At 44.5% G+C, this 20,852-nt stretch carries 21 protein-coding genes; 10 read left to right on the top strand and 11 right to left on the bottom strand.

All coding sequences use genetic code 11. The annotated features are described in order from the left end of the window. Positions 1-242: 242 nt before the first annotated feature. From SHK35_RS08715 to SHK35_RS08690, 6 genes are all read left to right on the top strand, one after another. Entirely contained in the window at positions 243-1,412 is a 1,170-nt protein-coding gene (locus SHK35_RS08715) for an ABC transporter substrate-binding protein (protein ID WP_442867435.1), read from the top strand. A gap of 141 nt (positions 1,413-1,553) precedes the next feature. Then, positions 1,554-2,438, top strand: a complete 885-nt coding sequence (locus tag SHK35_RS08710; RefSeq protein WP_318704302.1) for a branched-chain amino acid ABC transporter permease — start codon at positions 1,554-1,556, stop codon at positions 2,436-2,438. A 10-nt stretch (positions 2,439-2,448) separates the two neighbouring features. Next, complete coding sequence (locus SHK35_RS08705; RefSeq protein WP_318709483.1) at positions 2,449-3,540, top strand: branched-chain amino acid ABC transporter permease; 1,092 nt, start codon at positions 2,449-2,451, stop codon at positions 3,538-3,540. 2 nt (positions 3,541-3,542) lie between these two features. After that, the gene (locus SHK35_RS08700) at positions 3,543-4,301 is read left to right on the top strand and encodes an ABC transporter ATP-binding protein (RefSeq protein WP_318704300.1); all 759 of its coding nucleotides are present in this window, start codon (positions 3,543-3,545) and stop codon (positions 4,299-4,301) included. Between the two features lie 11 nt (positions 4,302-4,312). Further along, complete coding sequence (locus tag SHK35_RS08695; protein WP_318704299.1) at positions 4,313-5,023, top strand: ABC transporter ATP-binding protein; 711 nt, start codon at positions 4,313-4,315, stop codon at positions 5,021-5,023. Positions 5,024-5,035: 12 nt separating this feature from the next. Then, the gene (locus tag SHK35_RS08690) at positions 5,036-5,656 is read left to right on the top strand and encodes a cytidylate kinase-like family protein (protein WP_318704298.1); all 621 of its coding nucleotides are present in this window, start codon (positions 5,036-5,038) and stop codon (positions 5,654-5,656) included. A gap of 89 nt (positions 5,657-5,745) precedes the next feature. Here SHK35_RS08690 and lexA read toward each other — a convergent pair whose 3' ends face one another. After that, entirely contained in the window at positions 5,746-6,363 is a 618-nt protein-coding gene (lexA, locus tag SHK35_RS08685) for a transcriptional repressor LexA (protein WP_318704297.1), read from the bottom strand. Positions 6,364-6,550: 187 nt separating this feature from the next. Between lexA and SHK35_RS08680 the strand changes: the two genes are divergently transcribed. Beyond that, positions 6,551-6,964, top strand: coding sequence for a LysM peptidoglycan-binding domain-containing protein (locus SHK35_RS08680; RefSeq protein WP_318709481.1), 414 nt, complete (start codon positions 6,551-6,553; stop codon positions 6,962-6,964). A gap of 3 nt (positions 6,965-6,967) precedes the next feature. Here the strand turns inward: SHK35_RS08680 and SHK35_RS08675 are convergent, their stop codons facing one another. Next, positions 6,968-8,026 (bottom strand): tyrosine-type recombinase/integrase, encoded by a 1,059-nt coding sequence (locus SHK35_RS08675; RefSeq protein ID WP_318709485.1) that lies wholly within the window; start codon positions 8,024-8,026, stop codon positions 6,968-6,970. Next, positions 8,016-8,753, bottom strand: a complete 738-nt coding sequence (locus tag SHK35_RS08670) for a tRNA lysidine(34) synthetase (protein ID WP_318709480.1) — start codon at positions 8,751-8,753, stop codon at positions 8,016-8,018. The genes SHK35_RS08675 and SHK35_RS08670 overlap by 11 nt, the downstream gene beginning before the upstream one ends. A 165-nt stretch (positions 8,754-8,918) precedes the next feature. Between SHK35_RS08670 and rbr the strand changes: the two genes are divergently transcribed. The 3 genes from rbr (at position 8,919) to dtd (ending at position 11,335) form a co-directional block, all read left to right on the top strand. Further along, positions 8,919-9,515, top strand: a complete 597-nt coding sequence (rbr, locus tag SHK35_RS08665; RefSeq protein ID WP_318704294.1) for a rubrerythrin — start codon at positions 8,919-8,921, stop codon at positions 9,513-9,515. Positions 9,516-9,614: 99 nt separating this feature from the next. Beyond that, positions 9,615-10,883: an AI-2E family transporter gene (locus SHK35_RS08660; RefSeq protein ID WP_318709479.1), complete on the top strand. Its 1,269-nt coding sequence runs from the start codon at positions 9,615-9,617 to the stop codon at positions 10,881-10,883. Further along, entirely contained in the window at positions 10,880-11,335 is a 456-nt protein-coding gene (gene dtd / locus SHK35_RS08655; RefSeq protein ID WP_318709477.1) for a D-aminoacyl-tRNA deacylase, read from the top strand. Before SHK35_RS08660 ends, dtd begins: the two co-directional genes overlap by 4 nt. A gap of 109 nt (positions 11,336-11,444) precedes the next feature. On the opposite strand, the gene SHK35_RS08650 is transcribed toward dtd, so the two are convergent. The 8 genes from SHK35_RS08650 to SHK35_RS08615 all read right to left on the bottom strand — a co-directional run bounded on the left by SHK35_RS08650 (position 11,445) and on the right by SHK35_RS08615 (position 20,718). Then, the gene (locus SHK35_RS08650; protein ID WP_318709476.1) at positions 11,445-13,091 is read right to left on the bottom strand and encodes a M56 family metallopeptidase; all 1,647 of its coding nucleotides are present in this window, start codon (positions 13,089-13,091) and stop codon (positions 11,445-11,447) included. 53 nt (positions 13,092-13,144) lie between these two features. Then, positions 13,145-13,504: a BlaI/MecI/CopY family transcriptional regulator gene (locus SHK35_RS08645; RefSeq protein WP_318704290.1), complete on the bottom strand. Its 360-nt coding sequence runs from the start codon at positions 13,502-13,504 to the stop codon at positions 13,145-13,147. 162 nt (positions 13,505-13,666) lie between these two features. Next, a complete protein-coding gene (locus tag SHK35_RS08640; RefSeq protein WP_318709474.1) occupies positions 13,667-15,574 on the bottom strand; it encodes a glycoside hydrolase family 127 protein in 1,908 nt (635 codons plus the stop codon). A gap of 26 nt (positions 15,575-15,600) precedes the next feature. Then, positions 15,601-16,287, bottom strand: coding sequence for a hypothetical protein (locus SHK35_RS08635; RefSeq protein WP_318709471.1), 687 nt, complete (start codon positions 16,285-16,287; stop codon positions 15,601-15,603). Between the two features lie 30 nt (positions 16,288-16,317). Beyond that, a complete protein-coding gene (locus SHK35_RS08630) occupies positions 16,318-16,872 on the bottom strand; it encodes an NUDIX hydrolase (RefSeq protein WP_318709469.1) in 555 nt (184 codons plus the stop codon). Between the two features lie 41 nt (positions 16,873-16,913). Next, a complete protein-coding gene (locus SHK35_RS08625) occupies positions 16,914-18,134 on the bottom strand; it encodes a ribonuclease E/G (protein WP_318709467.1) in 1,221 nt (406 codons plus the stop codon). Then, entirely contained in the window at positions 18,116-18,835 is a 720-nt protein-coding gene (locus SHK35_RS08620; RefSeq protein WP_318709466.1) for a TIGR03936 family radical SAM-associated protein, read from the bottom strand. The genes SHK35_RS08625 and SHK35_RS08620 overlap by 19 nt, the downstream gene beginning before the upstream one ends. A 17-nt stretch (positions 18,836-18,852) precedes the next feature. After that, entirely contained in the window at positions 18,853-20,718 is a 1,866-nt protein-coding gene (locus tag SHK35_RS08615; protein ID WP_318709465.1) for a TIGR03960 family B12-binding radical SAM protein, read from the bottom strand. Between the last annotated feature and the right edge of the window lie 134 nt (positions 20,719-20,852).

Raw genomic sequence — 20,852 nt, 5'->3', positions numbered from 1 at the left:
AATATCTGAATAAGACCTGAAAAAAGGAATTCAGAAGAGAGTGACAGGATATGAAGTTATTTACCTTTCAAAACTGGTTTTTTGAAATTATTATTGACAAGGAAACGGCAAAAGGTTATTATTCTAATAATAATTGTATTAGATTATATCTGTATACAATTATGAGCAAAAAGGAGGGAACTATTATGAAGAAATTTCACAAGTTAGTAAGCACTGCGGTAGTTTCTGCAATGGTTTTGGCTATGGCAGGCTGCGGTACGCAGGACGCAGGTGCTTCAGAAAGCGCAGCTTCCAATGAAAGCGCGAGTGCTGCAGAGGGAACAGAAGCGGCTTCGGAAGGCGCTTCCGCCGGCACTTTTAAGATTGGCGGCATGGGACCTCTCACCGGAGACAATGCGGTATATGGCATGGCAGTAAATAATGCTGCACAGATGGCCGTGGATGAAATCAATGCGGCAGGCGGCGTAAATGGATATACCCTTGAGCTGAATTTTCAGGATGACGAGTCTGATGCTGAGAAGGCTGTAAACGCTTATAATGTTTTGAAGGACTGGGGCGCACAGATGATTGTCGGCGCAGTGACCAGCGGCCCTTCCATTGCGGTAACGGAAAAGACAATGGAAGACAATATGTTCCAGCTGACGCCTTCAGGCTCTGCTGTAGAATGTACACAGTATGACAACTGCTTCCGCGTCTGCTTCTCCGACCCTAATCAGGGTGCTGCATCTGCACAATATATCGGAGAAAATGCGCTTGCGGAAAAAGTAGCTGTGATTTATGACAGCTCCAGTGTATACTCCACCGGCATTTATGAAAGCTTTGCCCAGGAGGCTGAGAACCAGAACTTTGAGATTGTGGCAGCGGAGGCATTTACCGCAGACAACAAGACTGATTTTTCCGTACAGCTTCAGAAGGCTAAGGATGCAGGAGCGGATTTGGTATTCCTGCCTATCTACTATCAGGAGTCTTCCCTGATTTTGACCCAGGCAGACAGCATGGGTTATGCACCTGCTTTCTTCAGCTGCGATGGTATGGATGGTATTTTGAGCGTTACTAATTTTGATCAGAGCCTGGCGGAGGGCGTTATGCTGTTGACACCTTTTGCGGCAGATGCAGAGGATGAGCTGACACAGAATTTTGTTTCCACCTACGAGGAGAAATTCGGCGGCATTCCCAATCAGTTTGCGGCAGATGCCTATGATGCAGTGTATGCAATCAAGGCGGCGATTGAGCAGAGCGGCGTTACTCCCGATATGAGTGTATCCGATATCTGCGAAGGCTTAAAGAGCGCAATGACTCAGATTACCATAGACGGCCTGACCGGTTCTGGCATGAGCTGGACGGCGGATGGCGAGCCGAACAAGGAGCCCAAGGCTGTAAAAATTGTAAATGGCACTTACACAGCAATGTAATGATGTTTGAACCAGAGAGGGTTGCCGTATAAGGCAGCCCTTCTTTTTAAACAAAATGAATCTGCTTGCCAGGTTTGGACGCATCTGTTATACTGAATATTGCGTGATAAGTATATGTTAAGACACTAACGGGAGGTACTTATGAGTTTTGTTACTTATTTAATCAACGGCATCAGCCTTGGCAGCGTGTACGCACTGATTGCACTGGGATATACCATGGTTTATGGTATTGCCAAGATGCTGAATTTTGCCCATGGGGACGTGATTATGATAGGAGCCTTCACCACCTATACGATATGCAGCACGATGGGGCTATCGCCTCTTATCGGCGTTCCCGCTGCTGTTATTGTGTGTACTGTGCTGGGGATGGTGATTGAAAAAATTGCATATAAGCCTCTGCGGAAGGCGGCTTCTCCGCTGGCAGTGCTGATTACCGCCATCGGTGTAAGCTACCTGCTTCAAAATTTAGCGTTGTTGATTTTTGGCGCAGATACAAAATCCTTTACCTCCGTAGTGCCTATGGAGTCCATCAAGCTTGCAGACGGTCAGATCAATATTACGGGAGAGACCATTGTCACTATTTTATCTTGTATTGTCATTATGGTCGGTCTGATGCTTTTTATCAATAAAACCAAGGCCGGGCAGGCGATGCTTGCGGTTTCCGAAGATAAGGGAGCTGCGCAGCTCATGGGCATTAATGTAGACGGAACCATAGCGCTTACCTTTGCCATTGGTTCTGCATTGGCCGCCATTGCGGGAGTACTTCTTTGTTCGGCATATCCGTCCTTAACTCCCTATACCGGTTCCATGCCGGGCATAAAGGCGTTTGTGGCTGCGGTATTCGGCGGTATCGGCTCTATTCCGGGAGCGTTTATCGGCGGAATTCTGTTAGGTATTATTGAGATTTTCAGCAAGGCATATATTTCCTCTCAGATGGCGGATGCAATCGTTTTTGCCGTTCTGATTCTTGTATTGCTTATAAAGCCTTCGGGTCTCCTCGGCAAAAACATTCAGGAAAAGGTTTAGGGAAGAGCATATGGAAAAGAAATTAAAGACAAACAAAAAAATGAAAATGAGCAAAACCCTGAAAAGCAATCTTATTACTTACGGAATCGTGCTTGCCGCTTATATTATCATTCAGATATTGATTTCGGCAGGCAGTTTAAGCAGTCTGATACAAGGTCTGCTGGTACCGTTGTGCTCGTATGCCATTTTGGCGGTATCCTTAAACCTTACTGTAGGGGTTCTTGGCGAGCTGAGTCTGGGACACGCGGGATTTATGTGTGTAGGAGCTTTTACCAGTGCGTTCTTTTCGAAATGTATGCAGGAGGCGATTCCTTTATCCGGTGTCCGGTTTTTTATCGCTATATTGATTGGGGCGGCCAGCGCTGGAATTTTCGGTATTTTGATCGGGATTCCTGTTCTGAGACTGAAGGGAGATTACCTGGCTATTGTCACGCTTGCCTTTGGAGAAATCATAAAGAATATCATCAATATACTTTATGTAGGGGTAGATGAAAGCGGTTTACATTTTTCTGTTACCAGCTCCATGGATCTGAATCTGTCGGAGAATGGAACGATCATCATAAAAGGAGCCCAGGGAATTACTGGAACTCCCGGTGATTCCTCCTTTACAGTGGGTGTTATTCTGCTGTTAATTACCTTATTTATTGTGTTGAATCTGGTGCATTCCAGGGACGGACGCGCCATTATGGCCATTCGCGACAATACCATTGCAGCGGAGTCCGTTGGCATCAATATTACGAAATATAAGCTTATGGCATTTTCCATTTCCGCTGCCCTTGCGGGAGTGGCAGGTGTATTGTATGCCCACAATATTTCCTCTTTACAGGCAACTACCAAAAATTTCGGTTATAATATGTCCATTATGATACTGGTATTTGTGGTGCTGGGCGGCATCGGAAATATCAGAGGTTCGGTGATATCTGCAGTGGTGCTGACGTTACTGCCGGAGCTTCTGCGCGGACTGAATAATTACCGTATGCTGATTTATGCCATTGTTCTGATTGCAATGATGCTGTTTAACTGGGCTCCAAAGGCGATTGCATGGCGGGAGAAGGCTGCCTATAAACTGAGACTGAAAAAGACGGCAAAGGAGGCTGAGTAGCTATGGCATTACTTGAGGTAAAAAATTTGAGTATCTCCTTTGGCGGACTTAGAGCTGTGGATGATTTTAATGTGGAGATCAGAAAAGGCTGTCTGTATGGGCTGATCGGACCAAACGGTGCGGGGAAAACTACGGTTTTTAATTTGCTTACAGGTGTCTATAAACCGGATCAGGGCATTATTACTCTGGATGGCAAGGATATTACAGGCCGTAAAACAATAGATATCAACAGGGAAGGAATTGCCAGAACCTTTCAAAACATTCGTCTTTTTAAAGATTTATCCGTAATCGACAATGTTAAGGTAGGTCTCCATAATCATTTGAAATACAATACCCTTATGGGGATTCTGCGTTTTCCTGTTTATTATAAGATTGAGAAGCAGATGAAGGAGGAGGCGCTGGAGCTTTTGAAGGTTTTCGGACTTGAGGGAGAGGCAGATACCCTTGCGTCCAATCTTCCCTATGGCAAGCAGCGCAAGCTGGAGATTGCCAGGGCATTGGCTACAAAGCCAAAGCTTTTGCTGCTGGATGAGCCTGCTGCGGGAATGAATCCCAATGAGACGCAGGAGCTGATGGATACCATTCGTTTTGTCCGGGATCATTTTGATATGACTATTTTACTCATTGAGCATGATATGAAGCTGGTAAGCGGCATCTGTGAAGAGCTTACGGTGCTGAATTTCGGGCGCGTTCTCTGCCAGGGAAATACAAGCGATGTGCTGAACGATCCGGAAGTAATCAAGGCTTATCTGGGGGAATAGGAGGACACGTTATGGCAATGTTGGAAGTTAAGGATTTAAAAGTATATTATGGCATCATTCAGGCGATTAAAGGGGTTTCCTTTCACGTAAATGAGGGAGAGGTTATTGCCTTGATCGGAGCAAACGGAGCGGGAAAGACTACGATTCTGCATACGGTTTCCGGCTTGCTGTCTCCCCGGTCAGGAAGCGTGGTCTTTGAGGGAACGGATATTGTAAAAATTCCTGGGCACAAAATTGTGTCCAGGGGTATGGCTCATGTACCCGAGGGAAGAAGAGTCTTTGCCCAGCTTTCCGTTCTTCAGAATTTAAAAATGGGAGCCTATACACGCAAGGATAAGGAGGAAATCGAAGAGACGCTGAAAATGATATTTGACCGTTTTCCACGCCTTGAGGAGCGTCAGAATCAGCTGGCGGGAACATTGAGCGGCGGAGAGCAGCAAATGCTTGCCATCGGACGGGCGTTGATGTCACATCCAAAGCTTATTTTGATGGACGAGCCTTCTATGGGACTATCCCCCATTCTTGTGAATGAAATATTTGATATTATAAAAGAGGTCAGCAAGAGCGGCACCACAGTCCTTCTGGTGGAGCAAAATGCCAAAAAAGCACTTTCTATTGCAGACAGGGCCTATGTTTTGGAAACGGGAAAAATTGTACTTGAAGGAGCGGCAGGCGATCTTCTGAACAACGCATCTATTAAGAAGGCATATCTCGGGGAGTAGGAGGAAAGAGCCATGGAAAATATAGTGATTACAATAGCAAGGCAATATGGAAGCGGTGGACGAACCGTTGGAGAGATGCTTGCAGACAGGCTTGGCATTCACTATTATGATAAGGAGCTGATGAAGCTGGCCAGCGATGAGAGTGGTATCAATGAGGCTCTTTTTGTAAATGCGGATGAAAAAATAAAGAGTACAAAACTATTCCGCATTGCCAAGAGTGCCTACAACGGTGAGCTGATTCCGCCGGAGAGCGATGATTTTACTTCCACCGACAATCTCTTTAATTACCAGGCAAAAATCATCCGCAAGCTGGCAGAAGAGGAGTCCTGCGTTATTATAGGCAGGTGCGCAGATTATGTCCTGAAGGAATATAATAATGTATTGAGCGTATTTGTACATGCGCCTATGGAGTTCTGTATAGAGCAGGCTGCCAAAAAGCACAGCATGAGCCCAAGGGAATTAGAGCGTTTTATTTTGAAAACGGACAAACACCGGGCAGAATATTATAAATATCACACAGGCAGAGAATGGACAGACGCCAGAAATTATGATTTATGTCTGAACAGCTCGAAACTTGGGTTTGATAGATGCGTGGAAGAGATCATAGCATATATGGACGTAAGGTTTCGATAAAAGCAAAGGAAAACGCATGCAAAAAATTATGGGGCGGCACGGTCAAAGCGGCAGGAGACTGTCAGCAAATGACCGGCCGTCCTTTGGTGTTACCGGTAAAAACGGAAAATGCCAAAAACCACACCCAGTATCTGGCAGTCGTCCACAATGATAGGCGCCATAGAATCGTTTTCGGGTTGGAGACGGATATGTCCGTCTTCCTTATAGAAGGTTTTTACAGTGGCAGAATCATCAATCAGTGCAACCACAATCTGACCATTGTGAGCATCAGAGGCACAGTGCACCAAAACGCGGTCTCCATTTAAAATGCCTGCATTGATCATGGAATCGCCTCGAACATTTAATATAAAGGACTCTCCTTTGGGAACAACCTCTGCAGGAACCGGAAAATAATCCTCGATATTCTCTTCCGCCAAAATAGGCTGGCCAGCTGCCACATTTCCTATAATAGGCAGACTCACCATTTCCCTGCGGAGCATCTGAAAATTATCGTCACAAATTTCGATTGCACGGGGTTTTGTAGGGTCTCTGCGGATGTAACCGTTCTTTTCCAGTGTTTCCAAGTGAGAATGCACGGAAGAGGTGGACTTTAAATTGACGGTTTCGCAGATTTCCCGGACAGTGGGCGGATAGCCCTTGTTTAAAATTTCCTGTTTGATATAATCAAGAATCTCCTGCTGTTTCGGTGTGATTTTTCCAAATGCCATATGTAAAACCCTCCAAAATGAATGTTCGCTGGTATCTGAATTCAGTATAGCATACAAAAACTAAAAAAGCAAACATATATTCCAAAAATATGTTCGATTTTTCTCTTGACAAACATTTGTTCCTTTCATATAATAAAAGCACAGAACAAGTGTTTTCGAACAACTGTTTAAAGTCAGGAGAAACGATATGAATGTACCAAGAAGCAGGAGAGAGACAGCAATAGCAGGGGCATACAGAATATATGAAAGAAAGGTTTATCTAAATAAAAAGCGCCGGCAGAACGAATTACGGCGCAGATGTTCCCTTTTTATGATAGCGATGTGTCTTGCTGCTGTATGCACAATTTCCTACCACGCAATCAGCAGCAGGGCAAGCACCGGAGAAGAGCAGGTTTCTTTCAAATATTATACAAACATTACCGTCAGATATGGGGAAAGCCTCTGGGACATAGCAGATTCCTATATTGATTATGAGCAGTATAAAGATAAAAATGCTTATATTGCAGAGGTAATGAGCATCAATCATCTGGAGGATGAAGACATGGTGAAGGCTGGACAGTATTTGATTGTGCCTTATTATTCCACAGAATTTTTGAAATAGATTCTATTCGGGACGCTTTTCCCGAAGATGCACTGCATTGGCAGCGCGCCGTCTTCTTTCATCCTCAAGAGCTGCATAATGACGTCTTGTAGTATTTACGTCTTTGTGCCCCAGCACATCGGCTACCAGATAAATATCTCCGGTTTCCTGATAGAGAGTGGTACCATAGGTGCTTCTCAGCTTGTGAGGTGTGATTTTCTTTAATGTGGTCACCCTTGAAGCATACTTTTTCACCAGATTTTCTACGGAACGAACGGCCATGCGGCGGTTTTGCAAAGACAAGAACAAAGCGTTTTCATGCCCCTTTGCCGGAATTATATGGTTTCTTTGCTCCATATAGTCCAAGAGAGCGGTTTCCACCTCTTCTCCAAAATAAATCACAGCTTCATAACCGCCCTTTCTGCGTATTTTTATTCCTCCTACATCGAAATTTACATCAGAGATATCAAGTCCGACGCATTCGGAGACACGAATACCGGTTCCGAGAAGAAGAGTAAGCAAAGCTACATCTCTCAGCTTTGTTTTATTATGATATTCCAATTCCTTTTTGGTAAGCTTTGTGCCGTCCTCCACCTGATCCAGAAGGATGGCAACCTCATTGGGTTCCAGACGGATAATTTCTTTTTCGTGTCTCTTTGGAAGAGGCACCAGTGCCGCAGGATTTTTTTCAATCATCTCATTCTGAAAAAAATAATTATAAAAGCTTCTCAGGGAGGCTAGCTTTCTTGCCTTTCCCCGTTCCTCGTTGGTGATATCCTTTCCGTCCTTTTGATAAAGGGCAATATACTCAAGATATTCTTCGATATCCATACGGGTGAGCTGATCCAAAAGAGAAAGTGGATAATCCTTTATTTCCATTTTAGAACATACGGCGTTTTTTTCGTGAAGAAACTCAAAAAAGAGCCTGATGTCATAGGCATAGGCCAATCTGGTACGGGAAGAGGTATATTCTTCAATGCCGCGGAAAAATATCCTGCAGAACCCAGGAAGGGTATCTAAAACCGCCCGGAGCTTCAATATGTTTTGTTTATTTTGTTCGTCATGATAGTTATCATTTTTTATTACCGCCAAAGCACTCTGTCCAGCCTTTCTGATTTGCATTTTGAATTGCAGTAAACATCCGCTCCTTTACACCGGGGTTTTCCAGATTCAGCTGACGGAGCAGATTTTTGATATATTCCCGTTTGGTATGCCCGTCTGCAGGACAGGGGCTTTTCACTACAGGAACATTATATTTATTTACAAATCCGATTACATCGGCTTCTTTCATATACATTAAAGGTCTGATTACGGTTAAATCCGTTCGGTCCAGATAGGTGACGGGGGCAAAGGTATGAAAACGCCCTTCAAAAATAAGTGACATTAACATGGTTTCCACTATGTCATCCCTGTGATGCGCATAAGCCACTTTGTTGCAGCCCAGGGATTTCACCGTTTGATTTAAAGCTCCTTTTCTCATTTTTGCACACAGGGAGCAAGGATTTGTTTCTTTACGCTCCTCAAAAATAATCTGTGCGATGTCTGTTGGAATGACGGTGTATTCCACCTGCAGCTCCTTGCAGAGTGCGCGGATACCGTCTAAATTCAAATTGCCGAAACCAAGGTCTACAGTCACTGCGTGGATGGCAAATTCTTTTGGATAAAAACGCTTTAAGCTGTTTAGGGCATATAAAAGAGTCAAACTGTCCTTTCCACCGGAAATGCCTACTGCAATCTTGTCATGTTCATCTATCATATGGTAATCGTCCACTGCTTTGCGGACGCAGCTTAACACCTGTTGTAATTTCATAGGGTCCTCCATGGCTGTTTCTATGGATATGTTTGGTTAAATTTCTATTTTATTTTATTATTTTTGCAGTTTAAAAACAATAGGCAATTATATTTTTCCAAAACCCGGATATACTTTCAATGAAACCGATATCTGCATTAAGGCGGAACAGGAAAGGAGAACTCTATGGCAGTAGAATTTCGTGAAAGTGAAACAAAAGATAACCTGATGAGGGCATTTGCCGGGGAAAGCCAGGCCAGAAACCGATACACCTTTGCAGCCTCTCAGGCAAAGAAAAACGGACTGCATGTTGTCAGTGCAATTTTTGCATTCACGGCTTCCCAGGAGAAGGAACATGCAGAAATCTTTTACAACCATTTAAAGGAAATGGCAGGAGAGACTATCTTTGTTGATGGCGGATATCCGGTAGACATCACAGAGGATGTAGAAAAGCTTCTCCGCATGGCCCAGCACAATGAATATGAAGAGCATGAGCCAATTTATAAAACCTTTGGAGAAAAGGCTTTGGAAGAAGGCTTTAAAAATGTTGCGGCTTCCTTTCTGCAGATTGCAGAGATCGAAAAGGTGCATGGAGACCGATTCGGTAAATATGCAAAACTTTTGGAAGAAGGCAAGCTGTTTGTGTCGGATGTGGAAGTAGAGTGGATGTGTCTAAACTGCGGTTATGTTTATAAAGGTCTGGAGGCCCCGAAGGTGTGTCCTGTATGTAAGCATGACAGAGGATATTTTATAAGATTTGAATTCGCACCCTTCGGAAAATAGTTTTTTGCAACCTTTGCTTGAGATAAGTATATTTTCAGTGTATTATTAATATATAGCAAAGGAAGGTTTTTGAAATTTACAGAAGAAGGGGCTGTCTGAATGAAATTTAAGCTGGAAAACAAATATTTTCGCTGGGGTTTGACAGCATTTTTAGTCATTGCGGCAAGCATTTTATTTTATTATGTATTGTTTTACGGTTCAGATATAAAGGTTGGCATAAAGGTAGTGATAAACATTCTTATGCCTGTGGTATTTGGTTTTGTCACTGCCTATCTGCTGACGCCGGTATTGAATTTCATAGAAGATAAAATTCTGCTTTTTTTCTGCAGAAAGTGCAAAATAAAGCCTTCTAAGAGAAGGAATTCCCTCGTGAGAGGAATCGGAATTATCCTTACGATGATTTTTTTCTTTGCCATTATTCATGGCCTTTTTTCCATGCTGCTTTCTCAGATCGTCCCAAGCATACAGAACATTGTAATTAATTTTGATTCTTACATCAATAATTTTACAAGATGGCTGAACAGACTTTTGGAGGATAATGCAGACCTCAAAAATTATGCCATGCGGCTGGTGAATAAATACTCGGTTGAGCTGGAAGCCTGGCTGAACGATACGGCGTTTACCACGACCAGCGAATTAATCAGAAGAGTTTCTCTGAGTGTCATCGGTATTTTCAGAGTATTGTGGAATTTTCTTATCGGTCTGATTATATCTGTTTACCTTCTTGCCAGCAAGGAGAAATTTGCAGGGCAGGCAAAGAAGATTGCCTTTGCCTTGTTTGAAAAGCACACGGCCAATGTGATCATTAAAAACTTTCGGTTTACACACAGAACTTTTATCGGATTTATCAGCGGAAAAATTTTAGATTCCATTATAATTGGCGTACTGTGCTTTATTGGAACAAGCATTTTGCATACACCTTATGCAGTGCTGGTCAGTGTGATAGTGGGCGTTACGAATGTAATCCCTTTTTTCGGTCCTTATCTGGGGGCTGTTCCCAGCACGATTTTAATTTTTATAGTAGATCCTATGCACCCTTTAAATTGCGTTTATTTTGTTATCTTTATTTTGATTTTACAGCAGTTTGACGGTAATTTTTTAGGACCCAAAATTTTGGGAAATTCTACCGGTCTTACGGGTTTTTGGGTGATCTTTGCAATTACGCTTTTTGGAGGACTGTTTGGTGTATTAGGTATGTTTATCGGTGTTCCCATTTTTGCTGTAATTTATGCGGGAATTAAATCTATCGTCAACACGGCGCTTAAGAAAAAAAATCTTCCTTGCGATACGCAGGCTTATGTCAATGTAGGCAGTATTGATGAGGAGGGATTCCATGCGGAAGAAAAACAAGGAGAGAAAAATAAATGAGATTTGTGATACAGCGGGTAGCAGAGGCATCTGTTTCGGTGGAAGATAAGGAGATTGGACGAATTCAAAAAGGGTTTTTGGTGTTTGTGGGAATCAATCAGTCAGATACGATTGAAATTGCAGATAAAATGGTAAAAAAATTAGTTGGCTTGAGAATTTTTGCGGATGAAAACGGAAAAACAAACCTTGATCTGCATGCTGTAGACGGGCAGCTGCTTATTATTTCACAATTTACCTTATATGCAGATTGCAGAAAGGGAAACCGCCCCTCCTTTACCAGAGCGGGTGAACCCCAAAAAGCCCAGGCGCTTTACGAGCATATTCTGGAACAATGCCGCAAAGAAATATCCGTAGTTAAAGGAGGGTGCTTTGGAGCGGACATGAAAATTTCTCTTTTGAATGACGGTCCATTCACCGTGATTTTCGATTCGGATGAAATGCAGATACAGTGAGCCTGGTAGTCCTGAAAAGCCCATAACTATTCGTTAAAGTTGTCTTTTGCGCATAGTTGGAACCATCCTTCTGCATCATACGAAGCGTTGCTAAAATTTAACTAAGCGTTTAAGGAACGGAAAAGTCCAATACTTGAGCATTCCCATATTGTTCCAGTAGTTGTTTTAGATAAGCATCTTCATCAGAATGTATTTCACCGCTTTCCAAATTAAAATAAATGTAAGATACATTGTCGTCTGAATCAAAATTTTCTGTGGCATATTCTGATAAAACCATCTGCTGATCAGAGACATTTAAGCTGTATTTTGCCACAAAATGACCGCCTGCGGCATAGATGCCCTCGTCATCATAGCGTATGGGATAGGCCGTGCCAGCGCTTCCGATTGTGATGGAAGAATTACCCTGTGCGCTTTCAAAAGAGGCTTTGCAAAAGATGCTGGCCTGCGCAGTCAATGTCTGCCCCTCCCTTGTCTCCTCATAAGAATAAGTTCCCTCCTGAGTTTCCACCAAAATTGTCTGCCCATTTATACTCAGGTATACAGACGGAAATTTCTCCTGAGGCGTCTGCTGCTGAAGCTCTTGATTTTCCAATTCCCGTTCAAGTTGAGCAATCTCAGCCTCTAAAGTCTTTCTCAGCTCTATAAGCTGTTTTTCCGCAATCGCAGCCTCCAAAGCCTTTTTTTCCTGCTCTATAAGCTGTTTTTCCATAGCTTCTTCGTTACTTAAAGAATCCACTGTCTTGCTTCCGATAGGATTTAATGTTAAGCCAAAAACACAGAATATCACAAACAAAATGGAAAAAAGCAGTATCCAGAAGCCAGGCTTTTTATAATTCATTATATTCCTGATTCGAGCTTTTACATTATTTTCTCCAAAAGACAGCGGGCAGCCTGAAACAACTCTTTCCTTTCCCGATAGACGAAGCAGTGTCTGGGAATAGACTTTTCGCTCTGCTGTTGCATTATGATGTAATGTTATTTCATCACAGGACATTTCCATGTCCTGGCTCATCAAATAGAATGCAAGCCATACAAGAGGATTAAACCAGTGAACACAGCATAAAAGAAAGGAGGCCTGCTTGATCAGGGGGTCTCTTCGACTGATATGTGTGTATTCATGGGCGAGGCATATTTGCTTCTCTTCTGCTGTTATCGTATCAGGCAGATAAATAACAGGCTTAATAATTCCCAGAACAAAAGGTGTATCCAGTCCTGGCACTATTTTGACAGGAATGCTGTGATAAAAATTGGTTTCCACAACTTTTGCCTTCAGCCGTTTTTTGAGACAAAGGCAGGTAAAAAGGCAGTGTATAAACAAAAGCAATACGCCAATGGGCCATACAAAAGCTCCCAGATGCAGTAAAAAAGCCAAAGAGTCTGTGAAATCCCTTGCAAAAGTGGAAACCGCAGAGGCTTCTGATGTTCCTGATTGTGCCTGCAGATCAAAGGAGGCGGTCACTTTTTCAGAATCTGCTGCAGTGGAATTTTTGCTGTCTGCCTGAAATTCACCGGAGGCTTCCGCAAAAATGCTGGAATCAAGAATGTTTTCTGCGGATGCCGCCACCTGCTCTCCCACCAGGCTGAATTCACTGTCAAGGGACCAGGGACAAATCAGCCGAAAGGCAACGGCAATCCAAAGGAAATAAGAAAATGTCTTTGGCGCCTTTTTTAAAAGCAGTCTGGCCAAAAACACAAAAAGAATGCAGTAGGAAGCAGTCAGGCTCATACTCAGCACAGTCAGAAACAGATTGATCATAAAACCCCTCCTTATCTTGATTTTTCAGGCATTTTTATTTGTTAAGCATTGTCTTATTCCTCAAAGCTGTCAATATAGCTGCGCAGCTCCTCAACCTCCTTGTGAGAGAGCTTGCGTCCTTGAAAAAAGGCTGTCAGGAACCTGGGAAGAGAGCCGAAGGTTTCCGTCACATAATTTTGGCTCTGCAGTCCGTAAAACTGTTCCTTAGTCAGTTTTGCGGAGACAATGGATTTTTCATTTTGAAAGATACCCTTTCCAATTAATTTCTTTAAAACAGTATAGGTGGTTGACTTTTTCCAGGAAAGCTCCTTTTCACAAAGCTTTACCAGCTCTGTGGAGGAAATGGGTTCGTTTGCCCAGATAATGTCTGCAAATCTGGATTCTGCGTCTGCAAGCTTGTAGCAGTCCTTCATAAGGCTCATCTCCTTTCACATGGTTTGGACGAAAATACGAAAACGATTGCTGCTTTTAGAAATATAAAAGGTCTATAAGTAATAGACTCTTTGCTTACTTTGAGTCTACTGCGTATAGACCATATTGTCAAGAAGTTTTTTGGAACAGATTGAGCGGCGCCTTCACTGCTCTGGCATCCATACTTTCATTTTTCCTGTTTCCCTGTTACACCAGGTATAATAAGGAATGGCGGTCAATTCACATCTCTCCCATTCAGGAGGCGCAAAGGAATACAGCGCATCCGGCTGTGTCAGGCGTAAGCCCGGAATCTTGAGTACTCTTATTTGCCCCAGTACGGAATCCTTTCTGTCAAAGACCAATGGAGTACCCTGCTTGTCTACGCAGAGAAAATTCAAATCCTTATTGTCCGCATCTTCGAAGCAATATACCAGAGGACCGGCCATAAAGGCAGTTTTTCCTGCATCGGCGTAAACTTTTGGATTGGCATATACTTTGTGTGGGGATACGTCAAGCGTTACTTGTACACAGTCCCCTGCCTTCAAGTCCTCCAGCAAAAGATAACCATTTACCATTTTTGGAATTTTTCTTTTGCCATTTACGTTTACCGGAGTATTTTTGCTCCAGAAGGGACAGCGCACAGCCAAAGTAAACGGGCCCGGCGCAGCCTGCACTTCATACTCTGCCATTCCATCGTAAGGATAACCTGTTTTTGTTACAAAGGAAAAGGCGCCATTGTAATGATATTCTCCTTGAATAAACAAATCTGAATAAAAAATCTGCCGTCCCTTTTCGTTTTGCTCCGTATGCCAGGCATATCGGTCTAAAGAGGCTAAAAGCCGTGCTGCATTGGGCGGACAACAGGCACAGCCATGCCATTTTGGACGTCTTGGATAAACGTGACGGAATCGGGGAATTTTCTGCGCGTGCATAGGATCCATTTCCAAAGGGTTCGTATAAAAGAAATGGGTTCCATCCCTCTGGATTCCGGCAAGTACTGTGTTGTACAGCGCAAGCTCCAGGATATCTGCATATTTGGCATTATGCTGTAAATCAAGCATAGCATTTGCAAAAAATATCAGGCCGATGGAGGCGCAGGTTTCACAGTAGGCAGTGTCGTTTGGAAGGTCATAATCCAGTGTAAAGGCCTCCCCATCAGCAGAGGAACCAATTCCGCCGGTTAAGTACATTCGTCTGTTCACGATACTGTTCCACATCCGCTCACAGGCATCTGCCAGAGAAGCATCCTTTGTCTCCACTGCCGCCATGGCCATGCCTGTATAGAGGTAAACGGCGCGGACAGCGTGACCCACGGCATTTTTTTCCTCTCGCACAGGATAAGTATTTTGAAGATAATCCGTATCCTCAGGATTCATGTTCCAGAGCGTCCAGCCTCTTTTTAGTGCCTCCTTTTTGAAAAAATCAGGATCCGTGCCTCGAAAATCAAGGAAATATTTTGCCAATGCAAGGTATTTTTGCTCACCTGTGACTCGAAACAGCCTTACGAGGGCGAGCTCGATTTCCGGATGCCCGGGGATGCCGTCCCGCTTCCCCTCTCCCTTTCCGAAAATGCTGTCTATTAAGTCTGCAAGACGTTTTCCAATTTGAAGCAGCTTCGTTTTTCCTGTGGCCTCATAATAGGCAACACCTGCCTCGATCATATGTCCGGCACAGTAAAGCTCATGGCACTCCTGAAGATTCTGCCATTTCCGTTCTGGACATGTCACAGTAAAATAAGTATTCAGATATCCGTCCTTTTCCTGCGCCCGGCCTACCAGAGAGATGATTGCGTCCGCTTTGCTCTCCAAATCCGGATCGGGCTTTCGCATGAGACAGTAGGCGGCTGCCTCCAGCCATTTTGCAGTATCGCTGTCCTGGAATACCCATCCGGAAAACTCCCCCCTGCTCTCTCCCGCCGCTATCCGGAAATTTTCAAAGGAGTGGCTTTTAGGTATATCCGCATCTGCGGCATTATCACCCAGCACCGCGTATTGGTAAGGAAGCATTACATCGCTCACAAGCTCCTGATAATAGTGAAAGAATTCATCCTTGATAAGAAAGCCGTCCTTCATAGATCATTCCCACCCTTTTGCTTTGATTATTCTGCAAAGCTATAATTTGTCAAATTCATACCTACACCGTCAAACTCAAAAAAAAGCAGGATATTTCCAAGTCTGTTATCCTTGCCAAGATAAACCGGCGCATTGCAGTAAAGACCTGTTTCATCCTGAAAATATTCGCAATATCCCTTAACAGAAAGGTTTTGCTGTAAAGTCCTTGAAAAAGGGGCATCCTTCGTTTCCGCTAAAAATCTTCTGCCAGCTATATTCAGCACAAGATTTCCTTCCTCATCTATTTCCGACCTAAGAAAGCTGTCTGCCATTTCCATGGGGTCTGCGGTCATTGGGATTTCATTGAGGTTTTCTTTGTCAAAGATAAAGGTCTCATACCCATCTTCTCTGGTTCTGACCTGAAGCACTGCCCAGGGAGTTTCTTCCCCCCACTGTGATATCTGGAATTGAACGATATCGTCATATTCCGTCTCTAATTCCAGAAAGCTCTCCGTTTCAGCCTCCCTGTTTTTCAGGCAGAATTGATCTGCGGAAGCATTATGGTACAGCTCAATATTCTGCTCTGGATCAGATGCCTCCAGCGCCCATTCTTCCTGCTGCACTTGAACATTCTGTGCTTTGCTTTCAGTTCCGTCAGAAATTTCGGCCTTCCCAGAGATTTGATTGGTAAGTAACAAAGAGCTTGTCAGGAATAAAATAATGATCTGCAGCATTTTTGTCTCCTCCTTTTTATTATTTCAAACTTAAATCATTCCAAAAGCAAAATAATAGGCCGCCATCTGGGCTCTTGAGCTGAAGGGCTCTGTATCAAGCAGAGCTTTGACCTCTTCCTTGGTATAAAATCGTGCTTCAATCTCTTCATTTTCAGAGGTATGGCCGGAGATTTCCCCTTCCGCCTCTACAAAAGCGATGTAGGTGGTTGTGTCGGAGATTGCCACCGCAGCATAGGAGGGAGGCAGAATTTTTTTTATGGCTTTTACCTTAAGTCCTGTCTCCTCAGACAGCTCTCTGGCAATGCACGCTTCTATGGTTTCGTCCTTTTCCAGCATCCCGGCACAGAGATTGTATATGGTACGGTTTACACCCATGCGGAATTCGTGAAGCAAAAGAAGTCTGTCCCCTTTGGTGGCAACGATGGAGACGCCGCTGGGCGCCTGGCCTACGTCGTTTATGTCCTTTAAGTCTCTCCTGCTGACAATTTCATATTTTTTTTCCCGCCCGGCCTTGTTTTTGTAAGTAATCTCATAATTTTTCAGATATTTTCCATCTCTTACTTTTTCAAATTTTATGGCTTCCAAACTAATTTTTCCTTTCCTGCTTTACAATCATCCGTCCACATTTATTTTGCCAGCTGCTCCTTAAGGGGTCTGCTGGTTTTCTTTCTTGTGATTTCTACGAGTCCAAGAGGTGTAATGTCCACTACAACAGTCTTTTGTTTGTCCTTTCCGGTCAGGCTCCGCAGATGCTGGAGCAGCTTTTCTTCATATTCCGCAGAAAACATATTAATAAAGTCTACTATGATCATACCGGAAAGGTTTCTGAGCCGAAGCTGCAGAGCAATTTCCTGGGCGGCTTCCATATTTACAAGATAGGCACTCTCTGCACTTCCTCTTTTGCTCTCATATTTGCCCGAATTGACATCCACTACTGTCAGCGCTTCCGTAGGTTCAATGATTAAATAGCCGCCGGATTTCAGCCATACTCGTTTGCCGAGAGCTTCCTCCAGTCGGGTCTTTATCGAATAAAGCTTGTGCAGAGGATAGGAAGCGTCCTCGTAAAGGCGCACCTGCTTTTCTGGCAGCTTTTCCTTACAATAGGCCGAAACAGCCTCATAGAGCATGCTTTGATCCGTGACAATTTCATCATACTCCCAGGGATATACCATGGAATTTAAAACCGCCGCCCAGCCGGGCCGGGCTTCCTTAAGGCAGCTGAAACAGGTTCTGTAGGGAGCCTTCTCAAGCAGCTGCACAAATTCCCGTTGAAGGGCATGGAAGGAGGAAACAAGCTCTTCCCTGCTGCAATCTCCCGCCTGGGTGCGCACTACGCCGCTGATAGGCACAGAAACCTGCGGCGGCTGCCGGAAGGTGCGGCCTTCCAAAATTCCCTCCTCATGCAAAAGCTCCTGCAGCTGCTTTTTCTGCTCTGAGGAAAGCTTGGAGGAAAAGCTTGCATGGCTGGAGGTGTCTAAGCTGAGGGCAAAAAACTCATTGGCCAGGGATATTTTCGCTGTCACATTGGCCTGCTTGGCCTTTTGGGCTTCATTGGTAATCTGCACCAAAAGCTCATCTCCAGCCAGAATACGGCCGTCATATCTGCGGTTTAACAAAAAGGGGACGGAAGCCTCTTTGAATGGCAGAAAACAGATTTCTCCGTCTGCAATTTCCACAAAACAGGCGGCGATATTGGCAGCTATATGCTTTACCCTTCCCACGTAGACAGCCCCGATCCGGTTGGCGCCCTCGGGAAGAACCTGTGCCGCCACAAGACGCTTCTTTTGAAAAAGCATTGCCAGGGCTTTTCCCTCATATTCTGTAAAAATCAGCTTTCCGTCTGACATATTTCATCATCTCCCATGACATAAAGCGGAACAAAAACCGGCTTTTGTGCTGTCCCTGTGTTAGTGAAAATTTCCTCCCTGTTGATTAAGAGGGCATTTTCCTGCAAAGTACAGCCGTTTTGCCCCAGAAAAGCCGCCAGCACCTGGGCGGGCTTGATATTGCTGCCGCTGGAAGCATCTAAAAGCAGATAAACCCCAGATTCCCGGCACTCCATTTCATAGATGCCAGGCCGCAGATCCACCTCTCTGCATCCCTTTTTGGTTTCCTTTTGTATCAGGATGGCATCCCTTGAAAGAAAATCGGGAAGGGCTGCAGCCATGTCAAAAGCAGGCCCCCTACCCTCACGGAACTGTACAGTATAGGAAGCGGCGGCAACGCTGGCCATGGCGTTTCCCGCATCCTCCGGCAGCACGCATACCTTTGTGACCTCAATCCCAGGTACGCTGGCCTCATTCAGCCTTTTCTTTACGTCCTGGCAGGAAATCATGGAGTTTACCTCAATATCCATATATTCCCCGTTGCTGGAAAGGCCAACGCCTAAAGGTGCGGCAAAGGACATAATTTGATGGGGACTGAAACCTGTAGTATAGGCAATGTCAATCTCCGCCCTGCGGATGGCCTTTTGGAAAAAACGCATCAAATCCAAATGACCGATAAAACGCAGTACGCCATATTTTCTGAATTTTATTCGTAATCTCATAAGTCCTTCCCCCCCTTTCAGCGCTCAAGGCAAATGCCGCAGCCAAAACGGCTGGCACCGCAGCCCTGACATTTTTCCTTACAGTTTTCCGAAACTTCTTCTCCTTTGGCTTTTTCCCATTCTCGCTTTAAAAATTCCTTTGTGACCCCACAGTCAATAAAATCCCATGGAAGCAATTCATCCACAGACCGTTCCCGAAAGGTATAAAAATCCATGGAAAGACCGCATTCTGTAAAGGCTTCCAGCCATTTTTCATTGTGGAAGTATTCGCTCCAGGCATCATAAAAGCAGCCCTTTTCATAGACCCTTAACAGCACCTTTGACAGTCTTCTGTCTCCTCTTGCCAGAACACCTTCCAGCACACTGGCGTCTGCCTCATGCCAATTATATTTGATACTCTTTTGATTTAACTGTTCAGAGACAGCCTTTCTGGTCAGAAAAGCCTTATCCAGAAATTCCTCCTTGGTGCACTGTCTTGCCCACTGGAAGGGGGTAAATGGCTTGGGCACAAAGAAGGATGTGCTGGCCACGATCTGCACCTTGCCATTGGTGCGTTTTTCCTTGGGAACCTCCTCAAAAAATACGGCGGCAATTTTATTGGAAAGCTCTGCAATTCCTCGGATATCCTCCTGAGTCTCGGTGGGAAGTCCCAGCATAAAATAAAGCTTTACTCTGGTCCAGCCCCCTCGAAAGGCCAGGGCTGCGCCCTTCAGAATCATTTCCTCAGTCAGCCCCTTGTTAATTACGTTTCGCAGTCTCTGGCTTCCCGCCTCCGGCGCAAAGGTGAGACTGGATTTTTTCACATCCTGCACCTTGCTCATCACATCCAGAGAGAAAGCGTCGATACGCAAGGATGGCAAGGATATATTTACATGCTTTTTCCCGCATTCTGCAATCAGAAAGTCTATAAGCTGAGGCAGCCTGCTGTAATCGCTGGAGCTTAAGGAACTTAAGGAGATTTCCTCATGGCCTGTGTTTTTCAGCATTTCCAGCGCATACTCTTTCAAAACCTCCACATCCCGCTCCCGCACCGGGCGGTAAATCTGTCCGGCCTGGCAGAACCGACAGCCTCTGATGCAGCCCCTTTGAATTTCCAAGACCACTCTGTCCTGAGTTACCTTGATATAAGGGACAATGGGTTTCAAAGGATAAGGTGTGTCCGTCATGTCCCTTACAAGCTCCTTGTGGATGATGGGTGGAATCCCTTCCTCTGTGGGGACAAAAGATTTCAGCCTGCCGTCCTCGTGATAGGATGCCTCATAAAAACGAGGCGCGTAAATACCGGGCAGCTTTGCAGCACGGCGCAGAAATTCCACACGTCCCGCATTTTCTCTTTTACATTCTTTGTAAAGGTCAAGAAGATTGCGGTACTGGGTCTCGCCTTCCCCGATGTAAAACAGGTCAAAAAAATCCGCAATAGGCTCCGGATTATAGGTGCAGGGACCGCCGCCGATCACAATGGGACAATCCTCCCCTCTCTCTTTGGCCAGCAGGGGAATCTGTGCCAGGTCAAGCACCTGCAGAATATTGGTATAGCACATTTCATATTGGATGGTGATTCCCAGAAAATCAAATTCCTTTACAGGGTCTTGGGATTCCAGCGTAAACAGAGGAATTTTCTCCTCCCGCATGATGGCGTCCAGGTCAACCCAGGGAGAGTAAACCCTTTCGCACCAGACGTCCTCCATGGCGTTAAACATATCATAGAGAATCTGAATGCCCAAATGAGACATTCCGATTTCATACACATCGGGAAAGCACATGGCAAAACGTATCTCCACCTTATCCTTATCTTTTACCACCGCATTTACTTCGTTTCCAATATAGCGGGCGGGCTTTTCAACCCTTAATAATATTTCATCGCTTAGAGCCAGTTTTTCCATTCTATTCCTCATTTCTGAGCGACTTGTCGCGAAGAGGCGACGCAAATATCAAATTTGCGTCTGCCATCATGGCTATTTGTTTTCGCTCAGAAACAAATAGCCGTGTGAAAAATCAGCACATCAGTGTGTTTTTT

The organism is Candidatus Acetatifactor stercoripullorum (assembly GCF_944382095.1).
GTDB classification, from domain to species: domain Bacteria; phylum Bacillota; class Clostridia; order Lachnospirales; family Lachnospiraceae; genus Acetatifactor; species Acetatifactor stercoripullorum.
The sequence above is the reverse complement of the archived record's forward strand: the minus strand, read 5'-3'. Positions and strand labels throughout refer to the sequence as shown.